Here is an 18,108-nt window from a genome sequence, read left to right as displayed (position 1 = left end):
CATACAAAAGCAACTAAATAATATCAATAACTTATAATCAATAAAAAGCTGAATGGTTAAAAATTCAGGTTTTACATGAGGTATCAATGTTTCACAAAAAAACCGCCCCTCAAGGCGGTTTTTTACATCTCAATGTAAATTATTTTTTCACATCAAAACGATCTGCATTCATCACTTTGGTCCAGGCAGCAACAAAGTCTGTCACGAATTTTTCTTTGTTATCATCTTGCGCATACACTTCTGCATAGGAACGAAGAATCGAGTTCGAACCAAACACCAAATCTACACGTGTTGCCGTCCATTTCGCTGTGCCCGTTGCACGGTCTACAATCTCATAACGGTTTTTACCGACCGGTTTCCAGTTGTATGCCATGTCAGTTAAATTCACGAAAAAGTCATTGCTCAGCACACCAACTTTATCCGTGAATACACCCTCTTTCGCGCCACCGTAGTTCGTGCCAAGTACACGCATACCACCAACAAGTACCGTCATTTCCGGTGCAGTTAAACCCAATAACTGGGCACGGTCTAACAGCAATTCTTCAGGTTGCGCAATGTAGTCTTCTTTTAGCCAGTTACGGAAACCGTCGTGCTTCGGCAACAAGTCTTCAAATGAATAGACATCAGTTTGTTCCTGGGTGGCATCCCCTCGTCCCGGCGTGAATGGAACTTGAATATCCACACCCGCAGCCTGAGCTGCTTTTTCAACAGCAGCCGTACCGCCCAGTACAATCAGGTCGGCAATGCTGACTTTCTTCTCAAGACCGGCCTGAATTTCTTCAAGTTTCGCCAACACTTTCGCCAAACGTTCAGGTTCGTTACCTACCCAGTCTTTTTGCGGAGCGAGACGGATACGCGCACCGTTCGCACCACCACGATAGTCGGAACCACGGAAAGTACGCGCGCTGTCCCAAGAGGTGTTGATTAACTCGGCTGTGCTTAAACCGCTGTTCAGCAATTTCGCTTTGAGGTCTTCAATTTCCGCTTCAGACAACACGTAGTTCACCGATGGAATCGGGTCTTGCCAGATTAGATCCTCAGCAGGAACATCGGCACCTAAATAACGCGATTTTGGCCCCATGTCACGGTGAGTCAGCTTGTACCATGCACGCGCAAACACTTCAGCAAAATAAGCTGGGTCTTTATAGAAACGCTCAGAGATTTTACGATACTCAGGATCAATTTTCAGTGCCATATCGGCATCGGTCATCATCGGGTTACGGCGGACATTCGGGTTGTGTGCATCAACAGGTTTGTCTTCCTCTTTGATGTTGATCGGTTCCCATTGTTTCGCGCCTGCCGGGCTGAGGGTTTTTTCCCACTCATAGGTGAACAATAAATAGAAGAATTCATTGTCCCATTTGGTTGGATGCGTGGTCCAAGCCCCTTCCAGGCCACTGACCATGGTATTGGCACCGTTACCTGTACCTTCAGGGTTATGCCAGCCTAGGCCCTGGAATTCGACATCTGCACCTTCAACGTCTTTACCAAGCAATTCAGCCTTGCCGTTACCGTGTGCTTTACCAATGGTGTGACCACCTGCAGTCAAGGCCACAGTTTCTTCGTCATTCATGCCCATACGGTCGAAGGTTACACGCATATCCTGTGCAGTACGCAGCGGATCCTGTACACCATCTACCCCTTCAGGGTTGACATAAATGAGGCCCATCTGCACGGCAGCAAGCGAATTGTCTAATGACTTACGGTCCTGATCATTTTCATAACGATTTTTGGTGGCATCCAGCCATTTCTTTTCAGAACCCCAATTGACGTCTTTTTCAGGATGCCAGATGTCTTGACGACCGCCACCGAAACCAAAGGTTTTCAGACCGGCTTCTTCATACGCCACTGTACCGGCCAGGATGATCAGATCGCCCCAGGAAATTTTATTGCCATATTTACGCTTAATCGGCCAAAGCAGACGGCGGCCTTTATCGGTGTTAACGTTATCTGGCCAGCTGTTGAGTGGCGCAAAACGCTGGTTACCGGTATTGGCACCGCCACGACCGTCCTGCTTACGGTAAGAACCTGCCAAATGCCAGGCAGTACGCACGAACATGCCAATGTAGCTGCCATAGTCCGATGGCCACCAGTCCTGGCTGCTGTTAATCAGTTCGCGTAAATCCTGTTTCACTGCTTCTAAATCCAGTGAATTGAATGCCTTGGCATAATCAAAATCCGGGTCCATCGGATTGGTTTTTTTATCGTGTTGAGCAAGAATGTCAAGATTTAGAGCATTCGGCCACCAAGCCGCATTTGAGCTGGCGGCATTGGTATTCGCACCTTCTTGGTGGAACGGGCATTTCCCTGCAGTTTTCGTATCATTATTCATATCTGAGCTCCAAATTAATCATAAAATGACGATTGTCATGAACCGTTAAAAATTTCTAACTCATCATCAAAATAGCTGTTTTTTATGACAATAGAAAGCAAGTTATACGAATGAAAACGATCGAAAAAGCCTATTCTAAAACGGGCTTAAAAACAGGATTTATCAACCCTCACAACAAGAGATCAAATTTTTAGAACTGCTTTATCAATTGGTGATAAAGACGATCAGGATTTGAGATTTTGGACAATATTTCTGATTAAAAATAATGTGCTATAGTGAAGTCGTAACAAGCAAGAATACCTCACATCATATCGATCAAGCATGATCGCTATTGCTGAGAACAGACCGTATTTTCTGGAACCTGCCATTCGTGAATCATCAGCCTCTATTGGAAAAACCGCTTCGGCTCATTCAGATCACGCTTGCTGCACTCTGGATTTATCAGGGGTTGGTTCCGAAAATTCTGTTTCAGTCAGCTGCAGAAATCGCCATTTGGCAAAGCATGGGTTTAGAACTCCCTCTGGCAAAAATGGCGGTTACCCTGTCAGGCATAATTGAAATGATGTTTGGCTGTACTTTCCTTATTTGGCAAAAAGCAGCCGTCATCCATCAGCTGAATATTTTAGGTTTAGCCGGATTATTAGTGCTGATTGCACTCACCAGTCCCTTGCAACTCAGCTCCGCATTTAACCCGGTCGTGATGAATATGGCGATGATTTGCCTTTCAATACTTGCTATTCAACTGTTAAAGCTGAGCCAAGCGTCATCTTAAGAAATAAACATCTTAAACAAGATCAAACCACCAGACGCCGTCCTTCGCGAATGCAGTAAAAGGGGGTCATTAATTTGGAGGTATTTTTCATGGCCACTTTTAAGTCCAGTTCGGGCTGTTCCCGGCTTTCATCGGTCAGCTGAAAGGTTCGGTAATGAATCGCCAGCGAACATTTGGAATGTAAATCCTGATGCGCCTGAAAAGCCTCCTGCGGGTTCATATGCATATAGTTCATCAGCTCACGCGGCTGGTAGGAGCCAATCGGTAACAATGAAATACGCGGTGCCCCCAAACGGTTTTGAATCTCTTTAAAATGCGGTGAATAGCCGCTATCTCCGGCAAAGAAACAATGATCTTTTCCGGCTAACACTGAAAAACCACCCCACAGTGCCCGGTTGTGATCGCGCAAGCCGCGACCGGAAAAATGCTGTGCCGGGGTATAAATAATTTTTAAATCCTGCAATAAGGAAGATTGCCACCAGTCCATTTCCAGCACATGAAAAATTTTCGGCAAATACCACGCATTGCCCAGTCCGGTATAAATCGGCATGGCAAATTGATCATGCAGCCATTCCAGGCTGGCCAGATCCATATGGTCATAATGATTATGACTCAGCAGCACCGCATGAATGGTCGGTAATTCTTCCAGGGCAATTCCCGCCGGAATGACCCGCTTCGGACCTTTGCCCTGCTGGGGACTGACATGTTCACACCAGACCGGATCGGTGAGCAGATTATAGGGCCCGATTTGTAACAGTACCGTAGCATGCCCGACAAACCACACTTGCCAGTCGTCTATACTGGCGTTTGGACGGTTCTGGGGAATGGTGCGTTTGCTGGCATGGAATTCGGCTTGTTCTTTGTTTATATCGACATTCCAGGTCGATGACTTGCGGCTAAGCAGCCACTTGATCAGCTCGATCCGTCCACGCCCTGCAGGACTGGGCAAGGCATTGAAGAACCGTTCACCATCATGATGATTGGAATGCATAAACTGAAATGAAGGCTGACGCCAGGTATGTGACCAGCATGCTTTGGTCGGGAGTTGAAAGTGTAATTGCTCAGGCTTCTGCTTCATGTAGATTCAATTTCTTAGTCTGACCTCAACATTCAAAATCCGGTATTCTGAATGCACTGACATATATATCACGTTTTATTCTAAACGTCCTTGCATACGTTCCAACCACACCTGTTTAGTTTGCGGTTTGATAAACAATGCCACAATTTCCGGATGAATCTGTTTGATTTTCGCTTCAATTCTATTGACGCAAGCTTCAATGTCATCCGAGCTTAAATTGTCTTCAAACTCCAGGCTTAACGATGCCAGCACCTGATGCGCGCCCATCTGTTCGGTCAGCACGCCATTGGCTGACTGTACCGCTTCATCTTCCTGGGCAATCAGCAAGATATCATTACGCAGTTGCGGATCGGCCGTTTCCCCCAACAATAAACCCTTGGTTTCACGTGCCAGTAAAATAGCAGAAACCGCCAATACAAGACCAATCAAGATCGAGGCCATGCCATCCAGTTCAGGAATATTCAAGGCATGGGCCAGATATATCCCGATCAGGGCAATCAACAGACCACATAACGCGGCAGTATCTTCAAACAGTACGGTAAAGGTAGTGGGATCTTTACTGTGCCGAAAAGCCTCGAAATAACCTTGCTTGCCTTTCACCTTACGGAATGCTTTTAAGGCCACCAACCACGAGGTGCCTTCACACAAGATGGCGATGCTTAACACAATATAGTTGATGGTGGGATTCAGCATTGCTTCAGGATGAAGTACATGTTGTATGCCCTGATAAATCGACACAATCGCACCCAGTGCAAAAACCATCAATGCCACAATAAAGGCCCAAAAATACAGCTCACGGCCATAACCAAAAGGATGCTTATAGTTGGCAGGCTGCTGGGATTTTTTCATGCCATACAGCAGCAAAATTTCATTCAAGGTGTCTACCACCGAGTGAATAGCTTCACTGAACATGGCCGAACTGTTGGTGATATAGGCAGCCACAAACTTGACCAGCGCAATCGCCAGATTACCTGCCAGTGCTGCATAGACCACAATCTTATTCGAATCAGACATTCAAATTTGTCCCGGGTGTTTTTTTGTTAAGCGTTATTGTTATCAAATAGATCTATTTGATTTTTATAGCTCTTTGCATAGTACTCAATGTGGTTGCTGTCGTGGTTTATTCTTTTGTTGTTTTTAGCGTAACTGTTGATTATTTCGCCAGTGCGTATATTGATGTTTCATGTGAAACGCTGTGATGAAATATAATGCATTTTCACAATTCACGCAGATTGCAAGCTCATAAAAAGGAAGCCTAAACTTCCTTTTTTTATATTATTTATCCTGCTGTATTAACGCAGCTTAGAAAAATACTGCTGGCGCCATTCTTTCCAGAAATACATCACAATGCCGAACATCACCACCACAATGCCAAAAAAGGCATTCGGACTGATATGTTCGTTATTCAAGGTGGCACCTAAAATCAGGGCAATCACCGGGGTCATGACATTACTCAACGACACGGTCGAGGCATTCAAACGCTTGATCAGCCAGAAATAACACAGCATGGCCACAATGGAAGACATGATCATGGTAAAGATAAAACCAATCATGGCTCGTCCACTTGGCAGCGCCGTTGGAAAATGCTGCCAGATAAATGGAATGATCAGCAGTGAACCCACGGCTGAGACCATCAGTGAACCGGTCGCTTGTGACATCGGTTTGAGTGGAGCATTAATCTGTTTGACCCAGAAAATCGAGCTGATATAAGACACCATGCTAATCAGCATCAACACTACACCAATCGGGTTGACTTTACTGTCGGCAGAATCGGCAAAGACAAAGCTCAGACCGGAAACCGCAATCGCCATACCCAGCCATTGTAGCCAGATCAGTTTTTGCGTTTTTAAAATCACATGTCCGATCAAGCCTGCAATTAGCGGTGAAAAACCAAAGATCAGGGCCATTAACCCGGAAGTCAGATAATTGGCTGCAAGATAGATAAACAGCTGCGCACCAATTAAATTCAGACTACCCGCCACATAACTTTTTAAAGAAGTCTGATCAAAAGGCAGCGGGTCACGCATCAGCTTTAAAAGGAACAAGGCAATCAGCGACGCGCCGAAATAACGGATGATCAGCACCCACATCGGGTGGACTTCCTGCACGCTCCAGACAATTGCCAGTGGCGTAGTTGCCCAGATGAATACCAATAAAGCGTAAATACTTGCCATGACCATCATGGAAGATGAATTTGAACTCATAAATTGCTCAATTAAAATTTATCAAAAAGAAGCGAACCAAATTTATGTTCAAATCCGCAATCAACAACACTGATGGCAGCATGGATGCCGCCTGTGGTACTGGGGGATATAGACATCCCCCTCAGCACTACAGAAGATTTTTGTTACTTTTCCTCTTTGAAAAATAACAATCACCTATACGAAAATATATTAAATCACACTGACACATGAAGTCATGACAATGAAGGCAAAGACATAAAAAAACAGACCTATGCAAAACATAGGTCTGTCCAAAAATATCTCAATAAAACTTAAGCCACTTTGCGTAAATCCAGGCTTAAATCAAGATGTTTTTCCGCTTCAAAAGCGGTATTTTTACTGATCATTTTTTTCAAATGACGCATTTCTTTGGCCGCATTGACCGTAATACCGGCAACGATTTGACCGTCAGTCACACCATACATCACAAATGAATTCTCTGCACCTTTGGCTGCATCCATTTCACCACGAACATGCCATTCAGCTGCAGCCATATCGCCCACGAACTGGTAGTTAATGTCGAGTTGATCGGTCCAGAACCATGCCGGATTGGCTTTCGGATGCTCTACACCCATCACATGACGCGCGAAAATACCTGCCTGAAGGTTGGCATTTTCCCAGGTTTCGACACGGCGGTATTCACCATCTTCACGAAGCTGAGTCGCGACATCACCTGCTGCATAAATGTCAGCATTTGAAGTTTGGCAGTTTTCATTGACTTTAACCGCAAAATCAACGTCTAGGCCAGCCTCAACCGCCAGCTGAGCATTCGGTACGATACCAATACCGTAAATCACTGCATCGGCACGAAGCTCTTCACCACCCTCAAGGGTCACGACAACCTCTTCACCGTCTAGCTTGCAGTCTGCAATCTTGGTTTCCAGACGCACATCTACACCAGCACGGCGTTGCTGTGCCAACAAGAATTCGCTCAGGATACGTGGCGATGAACGACCCATCACCATTGGACCCTGTTCAATCACAGTCACTTCACATTCTTTGTAGCGTGCAGATGATGCCAGTTCAAGACCAATCACCCCACCACCAATCAACACAATACGTTGACCGGCTTGAAGCACAGGTACCAGTGCTTGTGAATCTTCAAGATTACGCAGGGTATACACATGTTTACCCAGCGCATCAAAGTTTGGCAAACGACGTGCTGCACCGCCTGTTGCAAGCAATAGCTTGTCATAAGCAACAACGTCACCGTTTTGAAGTTCAACTGTATGAGCCTCGGCATTGATTTTAGCAACGCCATTGCCACGAATAGTTGTTACACCAAGTTCAGCCAGTTTCTGTTCTGACAGAATTTCAATCTTGGTTTCTTCAGGTTTTAGAATCACATCCTTGGATAATGGTGGACGCTCATAAGGCAGATGCGTTTCATCACCAATCAAAATGATTTTGCCTTCGTACTTATTGGCACGAAGTTCTAAAATCGCACTTGCACCTGCCTGTCCAGCACCTACAATTACGATGGTTTCGATGTTGCTCATGTCATTAACCTTTTAACTCTGCAGATACGATGCCGAAACCAGCGATCCACTCACTGATGTCTTCGTAGCAATGTGTCGTCATGTCATATTCACCCATTTCATGCAGGGCAGCGAATGCAGCCATCCATGAACGGACTTCCTGACCACCACGGCCACCGTCACGGCGGATGTCAGCTTCAGTCATGGCTTCAAGTGCAGCGAAATCTGCATTCTTGAATTTCTCCAGCAATGCAATATCCCACTCCGGGCTTAATGGTACAGAAACTGAGGTATCCCCTGCAGCAAGCTTCTGTCCTACAGCAATCACTTTGGCCTGACGGGCATTACGTGCTTCAGGGCTTGGGTTACGGCCCGCGATCAGGAATTCTTCCACTTCTGGTGGAACAGAACCCATTTGCGGAGTCGGTGGATCATGTGACAAACCACCAGTACCCAGTACAAGAACACGTTCATTTTCAAGGTTTAAAGACTTGATAAACTGACCTACAGCACGACCTAAAGCGATGGTACGCTTGGTGGTTGGCATGGGTGCTGCAGCGCCATTAATAAAAACTGGAATCGTTGGATAACGATCAAGCTGACCTTCACACAGGAAATGTAAAGGCTGAGTCACACCATGATCCGCCTGCATACGGTATGAGTATGCAACGTCCACACCTTCGTCCAATACGCGGCGAACCAGCGCCAGCGCCTTGTCTTCAGGCACATCAATATGATCATTGTCCTTACCATAATCCCAGTCACCTGCCGCTTTGGCACGAATGCCCACACAGAAACTTGGCATCAGGTCATAGAAGAAACCATTGAAATGGTCTGGACCAAAGGTAATGATCAGGGTTGGGTCGTAAGCTTTGACTTCAGCAGACAATTTCTCAAAAGCAGCACGGACTTTCTGCTCTTTAGACTGATCTTGTGGTGAAGCAAATTCCATTAACGGACTGTGCGAAGCACAAATAAGTTTAACGGCCATGAGAGACTCCTTAAAAGGAAGGCAGCCAGAACAGGCTGCCGATAAGTCCATTTGATTTAGACTAGATTTTTATTCGTCAAAGAAACCGGCACGAGGCTGACGTAAGCCGCGAATTCCCAGACCACATTCTGCATTGATCAGAACACCAGTCAAAGGACGGTTATTTTGACGAGATGCCAACAGCACGTATGAACCCGTCATGTCTTCCGGTTCAGGCAAAAAGTTCAGTGGCATGCCACGTGCAATTTTCTCAGGATCACGCGCATCCAGCAGGCCAAGATTTTCCTGACCTAATGATGCTGCCCCTTTGATATTGACATTCATACCTGACGGTGCAACGGCGTTCACTCGTACTTTAGGCGCAAGCTCGTAAGCCAGTTCTTTCATAATACCCACACCAGCATGCTTGGATGCCGTGTACACAGGGCCTCCGCCTGCCGAGTACAGTGCAGAGTTAGACAAAGTAAATATGATAGAACCTTCAGAAGCTATCAATGCATCCAGCGCAGCTTTGGCACCAAGAATTAAAGACTTGGTGTTAATACCCATGATTTCATCAAAGGCTTTTTCCAGTTGCTCACCCGATGTATTGACGATATCTGCATAATGATCCCAGATACCAGCATTGCCAACGAAACAGTCAAGCTTGCCGAAGCGCTCAACTGTTGCGTTTACGGCACGGACGTTGTCTTCATAGCTGGCTACATCACCGGCAATTGCTAATACTCGATCACCGAAATGGGCTTTCAATGCATCAACTTTTGCCTGTGAACGTTGAAGAACAGCAACTTGTGCACCCTCTTCCAGGAAACGTTCGACCAGTGCCCAGCCTAAGCCTGAACCACCACCCGTAATAAGTGCAACTTCACCTTGTAGCCAACCCATGATTACTCTCCTGCCATCTCTACAAATAACTGACCATCTTCCACAATCACCGGGAAAGTCTGGATTGGATCAGTTGCTGGTAAGCATAATGCTTGACCAGTTTTCAAACAGAAACGTGCTGAATGCAGTGGACATTCCACAGTGCCGTCATCTTCAAGATAACCTTCCGACATAGAAGCATTACCGTGTGAACAACGGTCGTTCATTGCAAAGAACTCACCGCCATTGTTAAAAACTGCAAGCGCTTCGATACCGTTCACGCCGCAATCCACTTTCAATGCTTCGCCTTCGTCCAATTCGTCAACTTGGCAAACAAAAATCTTATTCATCAGAAGAACACACTCAGGTTATGTGAGGTATAGGTCACTTGGTCTAGGGTGATTTTGCGGTCAAAGATTTGCCAGCCTAAACCACCTTCGACTTTACGGATCTTGTCGTGACGTTTACCACAGTAAATCGTAATATCTTTCTCTTTTTGAGAACGGTAGAGCAGATAAGTCACGTATACATCGTATTCGCCTGCAACTTCAGTTGGTTCAACAATCACGTTGCTCACCATGTGAGTGGTACGTGATGGAGGCTCTTCAGCCCAGGCCATACCCGTTTCCAGACGCGCTACACGGCGTTCTAACAGATGTTTGTTGTCGTTGAACACCCAAGTTGTTGGTGGCTCAACTGAACGACGACGGTCACGGGTTTGTGCGTTTGGCGTGGTACGTAGCGTGTACGAAATATCTTCCGCCATTACGTCCAGCCATTCGCGGAATTTCCAGTCATCCAGCAATTTTGCTTCACGATAAAGGAACTGACTGATTTCGTGATGAAGTTCTAAACTGATTTGACTCATTTCACAAGCTCCTTCTCATATGCTTCAGCTGCTTTCTCAACATCTTCCCATTTTTCATGGATCAGCAGGTCTGCCCAACGGCGGTATAAGCCACGTGCAGCAGTTTCAGAGAAGATGTAGTTGGTAATACCTGGAATACCATCTTCACGTACTTTTTCGTTACCTTTACCCATTTCCATAATGAGTTTGTTTTGACGCGCTTTATAACCACGTAATACTTTTTGAATTTCTACCCAGTTTTCAGAGTCATCTTGCTCAAGGAAACCAGCAGGACCGAAAGCACGGGTTGCAGAACGTTCAAATGCTTCTTTTACGTCTTGTGGTGCGTCAGCATCACAGATACAGAATGCCCAAACTTCAGTTTTGTTTGGACCACGTGGGTGCCATACACGAAGTGTTGCAGTACCGTTCAACCAAGACAATGTCGGGAACATGGTGTTGTGACCAGCAAGGCGTAGCGCACGGATTTCACCTAAACGGTCTTTTACTTCTTCATAAGTTTCACGGAAGTAGTTTGCTACTTCACCGTCTACCCAAACGTTTGCATCTGGTTTTTCAGTGAAGAAGAAGCCTGAACCATGGCCACGTTGACCGTATTGAAGAGCATCTTTCGCTGTTTCCCAAACTGGACGGGCCGTTTGTGCCGCACCTAACTGTTTAGACGCGTCATCATCCGGTTTTGCACCAAGAACTTGTACCGCAGATGCGTGAGAGAACAATGCATGGTATTGGTCAGATGCAAACTGTTCAGCAGCAAATTTCCAGTTACACTCGATTTCCCACTTGTGTACACCACCAACGATGCAAGTACCGCCAGGACGACGATCAAGAACACCATCCAGGTACCAAGCGATGTCACCCATGTATTCTTCTAGGTCAGGTGTTGTTTCATCCCAGCAGCCAAATACCAGGCCTTTGTAAGATTTAACACGGTTAACTTCTACCAGACCCCATTGCTCTTTACATGCACCCTGTGGGTAAGCACGCTCTTCAAGCGGGATGTCTTTTAAAGAACCGTCAATACCGTAAGACCAGCCGTGGTATGGGCAAGTAAATGCACGCGTATTACCACAGTCTGCGAAGCTTACGCGCATAGAGCGGTGACGACATTGGTTTAAAAATGCTTTGATTGAACCGTCTTTTTGACGTGCCACAATAATCGGATCTTCACCCATGTAGGTATTGAAGAAGTCACCCGCCTTAGGAATCTGGCTTTCATGACAAAGGAATAACCATGTACGACCAAAAACGCGTTCAAGTTCTAGTTCATATAGATCTGGGTCTGTATAGATAGATGGCGAGATACGTCCATTTTGTGCATCGACTAAAGCGTCGATTTCGCGCACATCAATTTTTCCACTCATGAAAAGCTCTCCTGTGACCAGTAACGGCACAAAGTAAATAGACTCAACTTTTCAGCGATAATGGATTTTTAGCCAGTTTTGGGGAAATATTTTTTTTGTTTCAATTAAGATATTTTATGAATTACTTAAAACTGTAGCTTATATATTTAAACACTAATGAAAAATACAAGATCATTTATTTTCTAAATGGCAGAATAATCTTCACCTAATAGTTGTTTATAGATTATACTGCTACAAAAATATAGTAAGACATTTTTTGGATTACTCTTTTGGACGAGTTATATGGAATTACGACACCTACGCTATTTTATCACCGTTGCAGAAGAACTTAACTTCAGTAAGGCTGCATTAAAGCTTTATACCGCACAGCCCTCTTTAAGTCAGCAAATTAAAGATCTGGAAGAAGATGTCGGGGTAAAACTACTTTATCGTACCAAACGTAAGGTTGAGCTGACTGAAGAAGGTGCCGTATTTCTCGAGCAGGCGCGCTTAACCCTAGCACAGGCAGATAAAGCGATTGCCATGGCACGCCAGGTTTCGCAAGCTAAACAGCAAATGCTGCGCATCGGCTTTGTTCCAGTGGCGGAAATGAAAATTTTCCCTTATGTACTACCAAATCTACGCGTGCAAAACCCTGATTTAAAAATCGATTTGCTCAGCTTAAACAACAGTGAACAAATGAAGTTGCTGAAAAAAGGGGAACTGGATGTCACCTTTACCCGGCACAATCTCAATAGTGATGAAATTGAAAGTCTATTTGTGTTACGTGAGCCACTGATCTTTATTTTACCGAAAGACCACCCCTTGGCTAAGTATGAACGAATTCCTGTTAAAGAATTGAATGGTATAGACTTTATTATTCCTGCTGCAGAACAGTCCTTAACATTACATAATGCAATTATAGATTTTTCCCATGCCAATGGCATTGAATTCAATATTGTACAAAAGGCCGATAACATCCTGTTTAACATCAATTCTGTAGGGATGGGTTTAGGCTGCACCATTCTGCCGGGCTATGTTGCGCCACTGACCATGGAAAATACCGTGATTCGCCCCCTAGATGTAGAACTGCCTTACCTTGACCTATATGTGAGTTACCATAAAAACAGCAGCTCTATCGCAGTGAAGAAATTTATTGAATTGCTGACCCATGTGTTCTATCTAAATATAAACCGCACTTAAAAAAATTTTTATGCTTTTGCACCGGATTGAAGCCACCATTATTTTGCTAATAAATAATGGTGGTTTTTTTTATTTCAATTTGTGTATTTTAGGACTTACGCACTATTATTTATAGATTCTCTGTGGTAGCAGATGATTTTTATCGAGAATAAAGTCATCAATGAAGTTTTTGATAACTGGTCTAAATAATTTCTTCTGCCAACGATATACATTTTCAAAGATCCGCTCAAACTGGTTCTTTTGTATCTCGACGTAGGCCATCAAGGCTGAAAAAATATGATTCAAAATCAGTTTAGATCGTCTTACTTGAAACTTTTCAATATGACAAACCTGTTTAATCACCCGGTGATATTGCTCTATTTTCCAATGACTTGAATGTAATTCATGAAAACCCTCAAAGGACAATAAATCATCTTCATCTTGATGCACAATATAAAACCTCTGCTGTTCTTTTAACTGAGTCTTAAATAATTGTACAAAGCCAAAATCTTTGAGCCAGACCACTTGACCCTGATGGAAATTTGGCAATAAACGCAGTTGAAACCATTGTCCTTTTTCTGGGGAAACCTTACGGTTACAGTCGATACCAAACATAAATCGAATACCATATTTTCTTATGGTTTTTAGATTTCCAGTCGATGAATACCAACTATCACCTGTAATAAATTGAATCTTTGCACCCCAACTGAGTACTTCACTTAACATATCCATAAAGTAATCATTCTTGGTTTTACTTTCAGATTTGTCATAAATTCGGAAATTAATTGGAATATTTTGACCATTCTGATCTGTCGCATACAAGGTAATGAGATTAATACCCTTGACGGATCGGTGGTGTTTGCCTGACCAAAAATAGCTAACCAAGTCCATATGTTGACTATAGGGTTTATCTAAAACAGTATCATCAATACTGACTATAAGTTTATTATTATCAATATGTTGAATTGCTTCTTGATATAGGTCGTGAGGTGTGTAGTCTTCACGTTCTAGAAAGCGATTTACACTATCATGCGAGATGTTATAAGTCTCGGCAAGTTGTGTGCAGCTAATAGAGTTCGGTTCTGTCATGAGAAAGCCCATATAAATGGGTAATGTACAAGTTGCTGTAGAAGCATGTTTAATTCGTCTGATCACAGATACTTTATAAAGTATTTTAATACTTTTTTGAATCCGTCAATGCGTAAGTCCTATATTTTTAGTCCAGATTAGACTTAAGTCTTACGCTTTTTTCTTATCATTAACACGCTATTTATAGGGAATAACGCATAACTTTTTCTTTAGCCATTTATAAATCACATTTCATCATCGAGAATTACAACTTAAGTCTAATAAATTTCCCACAAACTTTTTAAAATGTTAAAAAACAACAATAACGATAAAAGGTTGCCCCCTCATGCATCTATTACGCCGTATAAAAACAGGGATTCAGCACCATCTTTATTTCTTTCTAACCTTTCCGTTTATTGCTGTGCTGTATGCTACTTTTCAGTTCATGACCTCATGGAACTGGTCAACCAGCCTGTTAATGAGCTGGAATCTGGTCATTTATGCTTATTTATTTTTCACTCTGAAAAAACTCTGGCGCATTGATCATGCGCATATCCTGCAACGTGCGAAGGAACAAGATGCCAGTAAATGGCTGATTCTTTTTCTGGTCCTGCTGACCTTAATCATCTGCTTCATTGCGCTTATTATTGAAGTGAATAATTTGCCGAGCAATACGCTCATTCAAACCGCTCATGTCATCTTATCCATGGTGACCATTACCTCTGCCTGGTTCCTGATGCATACCATTTTTGCGATTCATTATGCGCATGACTTTTATCTGGCACTCGACAAAAATAATGAAGGGGGGCTGGAGTTTCCCAAAACCCCTAGACCGACTTATCCCGACTTTTTATATTTTAGTTACATCGTCGGTACTTCCGCACAAACAGCGGATGTTTCCATTACCCACTCCGCAATGCGGGTTCTAAACACCCTGCACCTGCTGCTGGCCTACGGATTTAATACCACCATTCTGGCCATCACGATCAATGTGGCAGCGAACTTTATCAGTCCTTGAGCAAGAGCATAAAAAAGGATGACTTCGGTCGTCCTTTTTTATTTGCTAGACGGCGGGATTAAACGCCACGAGCAGTTAAATAGTTTTTAATCACTGTATTGAACTCTTCCGCTTTTTCCACTTGAGACCAGTGGCCACACTGGCTGAAAATGTGTGCATCAGCATTTGGTACAATGTTAAGGATATCCCAGGTACGAGAAACTGGAATCACCACATCTTGAGTACCGTGAATTAACAATACAGGAACAGTGATGTCTTTCATTTTTTCGAAGTCTAATGGGAATTCGAAACGGTCACGGTCACGTGCGCCCACTACGTCCATCAAACGGTTCGATGCATAGTCATTTGCAGCAGAAGCAAAACGTACTTTCACCAGTTCGTCTGTGATCAGGTCTTTGTTCACTACAAACATAGACAATGTTTTCTTGATGCCTTCCTCCGTCAATACCGGATTCGCATGCGCTTTCAGTGCAGCAGTCTGTTTTGCACCACCCGTACCCATAGATACAATACCGAGAACACGCTCAGGGTAATCCAGTGCCAATTGGAATGCCAACCAGCCACCCAGTGAGTTACCCACCAGCCAGGTTTTTTCAATGCCCAATGCATCTAAAGTACGAACTGCATGGTCTACCCAGGCACGGATACCGTAAGCTGTGTTTGGTGCAACTACAGTTTGACCATAACCAATAGTGTCGATAGCGATACAACGTGCCTGCTCACCAATTGATGGCAAGTTTAACCACCAGTTTGCCGCAGCAGATACACCGGTACCTGAACCGTGCAAGAACAGGATAGGTGTACCTTCACCCACTTCGTGATAGTGAGTCAACTCACCTTCTGCAGTTTCAATCCATTTGTCTTCTAAGCCAAAGAATGGATCTGTTGTATATTCAGGGATTTGAACAGTGCTCATACATACTCCTCGTACAGTCTTTAGCTTGCGTTTCCATCTTGATTCAGAATTTAACGTCAAGTTGACTCGGTGAAATTTACTTTTTTACTGCCTTATATTACCTGTTCAAAGCAGTCAAACTGATACAAATTTACGATCAAATACTATAAAAAAACGATAATTTAACTATTTGTTTTTTAAAATTTTATTAAAATCAAAACTCTTATTTTTATTAAGGCATTTAATAATAAAATAGTGCTCTCCATAGAAAAAAAGCGACTTATTGAAAGTCGCTTTTTTATTACACTGTTTAATTAGAACTTGTAGGTATAAGTTGTCGCTACACGGTACTCTTTTAAGTCTGATTTCCAGTCGAAATCTGTATCGATATACATCGCCTGGAAGCCTAGGCCTTTAAGTTTACCTTCTGGAACCGTGTAGTTCAGAATCAAATTCAGCTCATCCGATTTCTGGTCTTTTAAGATCCCTGCCGAGGTTTTAACCTCAGCATCTGAACCGGTGAAGTATACTGCCGTAGCATTTAAACCTTTGGCACCCAACCCAGAGAAATCATAGCCATAAGTGAAGCCCCATGATTTTTCATTGGTATTGGTAAAGGTTGCGACACCCCAGTTGACCAAGTACGGCTGCGGCACCCAACCACCCAATGTCGGGAACGGAGAATCACCAAACATTTGCTGGTAGCCCAAACCAACAGTATGTGCGCCATAATTGACTTTAGCGCCTACAGACAACGCCTGGTTATCAATATCACCATACAGCTTGTCACCTGACTCCGAGTTATCAAAGTAACGGATATGGCTGTCTAACTTGGCTTTTTCACCCAGCTTGGTTTTGTAACTTGCACCGACATAATGCTGCTGATAAATATCTTCAACATCTGCATACCAGTAGCTACCGCCAATTTCAGGGGTAAACTGATGATCAACACCCGCAATCAACATGCCATCAGAAGCATCACCATTATCGTAATACTTTTTGCCCTTAGCAGGTGCAAACAAAGTTAAGTCACGGAACTGGTTGTCATAACGGTTATTGATCTTATCAATATAAGCCACTGTCAGTTTGGTATCTTTAATCTCTTTAGACTCTAACCATGCACCGCTATAAGTCGTCAATAACTGACGTGATGGATCGAATACCAGTACTGGAGATACCGGTAATAACTCACCGACTTTTAATTCAGTTTGTGAAACTTTGGCTTTTAAAGTTGCACCAACTTTACCAAAATTGTCTTTCGACTCTTTACCATCATGCGGCAAAACCCAGTCCGCATTTTTATCACGGCCATTCAATTTAAATGCGTGCTGCACCAAAAGGTCTGCACCCACTTGAATACCGCCACCAATGTCCTGATAACCCGATTTGGCATCCAGGGTGATGCCTTGAGACCAAGAACCCCAGTTGTTTTGCGGAAGATCCGCATACTGACGGTCTAAATAAAAGTTTTTAAATTTTAATTGGACATTACTGTCGTCAACAAAATCTGCATTCGATGCAGTTGTTCCTAAAGTTGCTGTCGCAGCAAGCATTGCTATCCATAAGTTTTGACGACGCATGGCTGAATTCCCTAGTAATCAAATTAAGCTATGACGCCATCATGCTAAACAATCACAAAAAACGAAATCCGACCAGAGTATTAAGATTTATTGCCTTTATGGCTATTTCTGCTTTTTTTTATTTTAGTGATTCAAATCACGTTAAGAACTTTAAACAATAAGTCATTTTATCTTCCTTTCATTTCATTTTTGTTAAACCTTTGTTTCAGTGTTTATTTTTAAATAACCTAGGCTTTTTGACCGCAAAAAAAAATTGATTAATCGCTTTTAAGTTTAACCCAGAACTAAAACCACTTAAATAATTGATTATATTAATATAACTATCCTATGATATGATATTTTTTATCTATAAACTCAAGTGTAAAATCAAGGTCTAGCCATAAAAAAAGCGCCCTTTCGGACGCTTTTTTTTTGCTT

Annotated in this window: 16 protein-coding genes; 3 read left to right on the top strand and 13 right to left on the bottom strand. The window is 43.4% G+C overall.

Features of this window, described 5'->3' with window-relative positions; translation table 11 throughout:
- Window positions 1-139: 139 nt before the first annotated feature.
- Window positions 140-2,332 carry a catalase/peroxidase HPI gene (gene katG, locus JFY49_RS02150; protein WP_200223544.1) on the bottom strand — a complete coding sequence of 731 codons (2,193 nt, stop codon included), beginning with the start codon at window positions 2,330-2,332 and terminating at the stop codon, window positions 140-142.
- Between the two features lie 370 nt (window positions 2,333-2,702).
- On the opposite strand from katG, the gene JFY49_RS02145 reads away from it, so the two are divergent.
- A complete protein-coding gene (locus JFY49_RS02145) occupies window positions 2,703-3,104 on the top strand; it encodes a DoxX-like family protein (protein WP_180176488.1) in 402 nt (133 codons plus the stop codon).
- Window positions 3,105-3,126: 22 nt separating this feature from the next.
- On the opposite strand, the gene JFY49_RS02140 is transcribed toward JFY49_RS02145, so the two are convergent.
- The 9 genes from JFY49_RS02140 to hcaE all read right to left on the bottom strand — a co-directional run bounded on the left by JFY49_RS02140 (window position 3,127) and on the right by hcaE (window position 11,969).
- On the bottom strand, window positions 3,127-4,182 hold the full coding sequence (locus JFY49_RS02140; RefSeq protein WP_086195292.1) for an MBL fold metallo-hydrolase: 1,056 nt from the start codon (window positions 4,180-4,182) through the stop codon (window positions 3,127-3,129).
- Between the two features lie 75 nt (window positions 4,183-4,257).
- Entirely contained in the window at window positions 4,258-5,196 is a 939-nt protein-coding gene (locus JFY49_RS02135; protein WP_086195291.1) for a cation diffusion facilitator family transporter, read from the bottom strand.
- Window positions 5,197-5,474: 278 nt separating this feature from the next.
- Window positions 5,475-6,386, bottom strand: a complete 912-nt coding sequence (locus JFY49_RS02130; protein ID WP_086195290.1) for a DMT family transporter — start codon at window positions 6,384-6,386, stop codon at window positions 5,475-5,477.
- Window positions 6,387-6,676: 290 nt separating this feature from the next.
- Entirely contained in the window at window positions 6,677-7,903 is a 1,227-nt protein-coding gene (gene hcaD / locus JFY49_RS02125) for a 3-phenylpropionate/cinnamic acid dioxygenase ferredoxin--NAD(+) reductase subunit (RefSeq protein ID WP_200223539.1), read from the bottom strand.
- Window positions 7,904-7,907: 4 nt separating this feature from the next.
- A complete protein-coding gene (locus JFY49_RS02120; protein WP_086195288.1) occupies window positions 7,908-8,873 on the bottom strand; it encodes a 3-carboxyethylcatechol 2,3-dioxygenase in 966 nt (321 codons plus the stop codon).
- Window positions 8,874-8,942: 69 nt separating this feature from the next.
- The gene (gene hcaB / locus JFY49_RS02115; protein WP_086195287.1) at window positions 8,943-9,758 is read right to left on the bottom strand and encodes a 3-phenylpropionate-dihydrodiol/cinnamic acid-dihydrodiol dehydrogenase; all 816 of its coding nucleotides are present in this window, start codon (window positions 9,756-9,758) and stop codon (window positions 8,943-8,945) included.
- A 2-nt stretch (window positions 9,759-9,760) separates the two neighbouring features.
- Window positions 9,761-10,087, bottom strand: coding sequence for a 3-phenylpropionate/cinnamic acid dioxygenase ferredoxin subunit (hcaC, locus tag JFY49_RS02110; protein WP_076752998.1), 327 nt, complete (start codon window positions 10,085-10,087; stop codon window positions 9,761-9,763).
- Window positions 10,087-10,605 carry a 3-phenylpropionate/cinnamic acid dioxygenase subunit beta gene (gene hcaF / locus JFY49_RS02105; protein WP_086195286.1) on the bottom strand — a complete coding sequence of 173 codons (519 nt, stop codon included), beginning with the start codon at window positions 10,603-10,605 and terminating at the stop codon, window positions 10,087-10,089. The genes hcaC and hcaF overlap by 1 nt, the downstream gene beginning before the upstream one ends.
- Window positions 10,602-11,969 (bottom strand): 3-phenylpropionate/cinnamic acid dioxygenase subunit alpha, encoded by a 1,368-nt coding sequence (gene hcaE, locus JFY49_RS02100; protein WP_086195285.1) that lies wholly within the window; start codon window positions 11,967-11,969, stop codon window positions 10,602-10,604. The genes hcaF and hcaE overlap by 4 nt, the downstream gene beginning before the upstream one ends.
- A 282-nt stretch (window positions 11,970-12,251) precedes the next feature.
- On the opposite strand from hcaE, the gene hcaR reads away from it, so the two are divergent.
- Complete coding sequence (gene hcaR, locus JFY49_RS02095) at window positions 12,252-13,151, top strand: DNA-binding transcriptional regulator HcaR (protein WP_086195284.1); 900 nt, start codon at window positions 12,252-12,254, stop codon at window positions 13,149-13,151.
- Between the two features lie 105 nt (window positions 13,152-13,256).
- Here hcaR and JFY49_RS02090 read toward each other — a convergent pair whose 3' ends face one another.
- Window positions 13,257-14,285 (bottom strand): IS701 family transposase, encoded by a 1,029-nt coding sequence (locus JFY49_RS02090; RefSeq protein ID WP_007116247.1) that lies wholly within the window; start codon window positions 14,283-14,285, stop codon window positions 13,257-13,259.
- 259 nt (window positions 14,286-14,544) lie between these two features.
- On the opposite strand from JFY49_RS02090, the gene JFY49_RS02085 reads away from it, so the two are divergent.
- Complete coding sequence (locus JFY49_RS02085; protein WP_180043083.1) at window positions 14,545-15,216, top strand: DUF1345 domain-containing protein; 672 nt, start codon at window positions 14,545-14,547, stop codon at window positions 15,214-15,216.
- 58 nt (window positions 15,217-15,274) lie between these two features.
- On the opposite strand, the gene JFY49_RS02080 is transcribed toward JFY49_RS02085, so the two are convergent.
- Both JFY49_RS02080 and JFY49_RS02075 read right to left on the bottom strand, forming a co-directional pair.
- Window positions 15,275-16,132 (bottom strand): alpha/beta fold hydrolase, encoded by an 858-nt coding sequence (locus JFY49_RS02080; RefSeq protein WP_180043082.1) that lies wholly within the window; start codon window positions 16,130-16,132, stop codon window positions 15,275-15,277.
- 293 nt (window positions 16,133-16,425) lie between these two features.
- Window positions 16,426-17,691 (bottom strand): OprD family outer membrane porin, encoded by a 1,266-nt coding sequence (locus JFY49_RS02075; RefSeq protein ID WP_086195281.1) that lies wholly within the window; start codon window positions 17,689-17,691, stop codon window positions 16,426-16,428.
- Window positions 17,692-18,108: the final 417 nt, after the last annotated feature.

The sequence above is a fragment of the Acinetobacter sp. CS-2 genome (assembly GCF_016599715.1).
Classification (GTDB): domain Bacteria; phylum Pseudomonadota; class Gammaproteobacteria; order Pseudomonadales; family Moraxellaceae; genus Acinetobacter.
The sequence above is the reverse complement of the archived record's forward strand: the minus strand, read 5'-3'. Positions and strand labels throughout refer to the sequence as shown.

Bases quoted from the DNA above. Each gene is read 5' to 3' on its own strand.
- hcaF (WP_086195286.1), bottom strand. From the start codon at position 10,605: ATGAGTCAAATCAGTTTAGAACTTCATCACGAAATCAGTCAGTTCCTT.
- hcaD (WP_200223539.1), bottom strand. From the start codon at position 7,903: ATGAGCAACATCGAAACCATCGTAATTGTAGGTGCTGGACAGGCAGGT.
- hcaE (WP_086195285.1), bottom strand. From the start codon at position 11,969: ATGAGTGGAAAAATTGATGTGCGCGAAATCGACGCTTTAGTCGATGCA.
- katG (WP_200223544.1), bottom strand. From the start codon at position 2,332: ATGAATAATGATACGAAAACTGCAGGGAAATGCCCGTTCCACCAAGAA.
- hcaR (WP_086195284.1), top strand. From the start codon at position 12,252: ATGGAATTACGACACCTACGCTATTTTATCACCGTTGCAGAAGAACTT.
- hcaC (WP_076752998.1), bottom strand. From the start codon at position 10,087: ATGAATAAGATTTTTGTTTGCCAAGTTGACGAATTGGACGAAGGCGAA.
- JFY49_RS02085 (WP_180043083.1), top strand. From the start codon at position 14,545: ATGCATCTATTACGCCGTATAAAAACAGGGATTCAGCACCATCTTTAT.
- JFY49_RS02075 (WP_086195281.1), bottom strand. From the start codon at position 17,691: ATGCGTCGTCAAAACTTATGGATAGCAATGCTTGCTGCGACAGCAACT.
- JFY49_RS02080 (WP_180043082.1), bottom strand. From the start codon at position 16,132: ATGAGCACTGTTCAAATCCCTGAATATACAACAGATCCATTCTTTGGC.
- JFY49_RS02130 (WP_086195290.1), bottom strand. From the start codon at position 6,386: ATGAGTTCAAATTCATCTTCCATGATGGTCATGGCAAGTATTTACGCT.
- JFY49_RS02140 (WP_086195292.1), bottom strand. From the start codon at position 4,182: ATGAAGCAGAAGCCTGAGCAATTACACTTTCAACTCCCGACCAAAGCA.
- hcaB (WP_086195287.1), bottom strand. From the start codon at position 9,758: ATGGGTTGGCTACAAGGTGAAGTTGCACTTATTACGGGTGGTGGTTCA.
- JFY49_RS02120 (WP_086195288.1), bottom strand. From the start codon at position 8,873: ATGGCCGTTAAACTTATTTGTGCTTCGCACAGTCCGTTAATGGAATTT.
- JFY49_RS02135 (WP_086195291.1), bottom strand. From the start codon at position 5,196: ATGTCTGATTCGAATAAGATTGTGGTCTATGCAGCACTGGCAGGTAAT.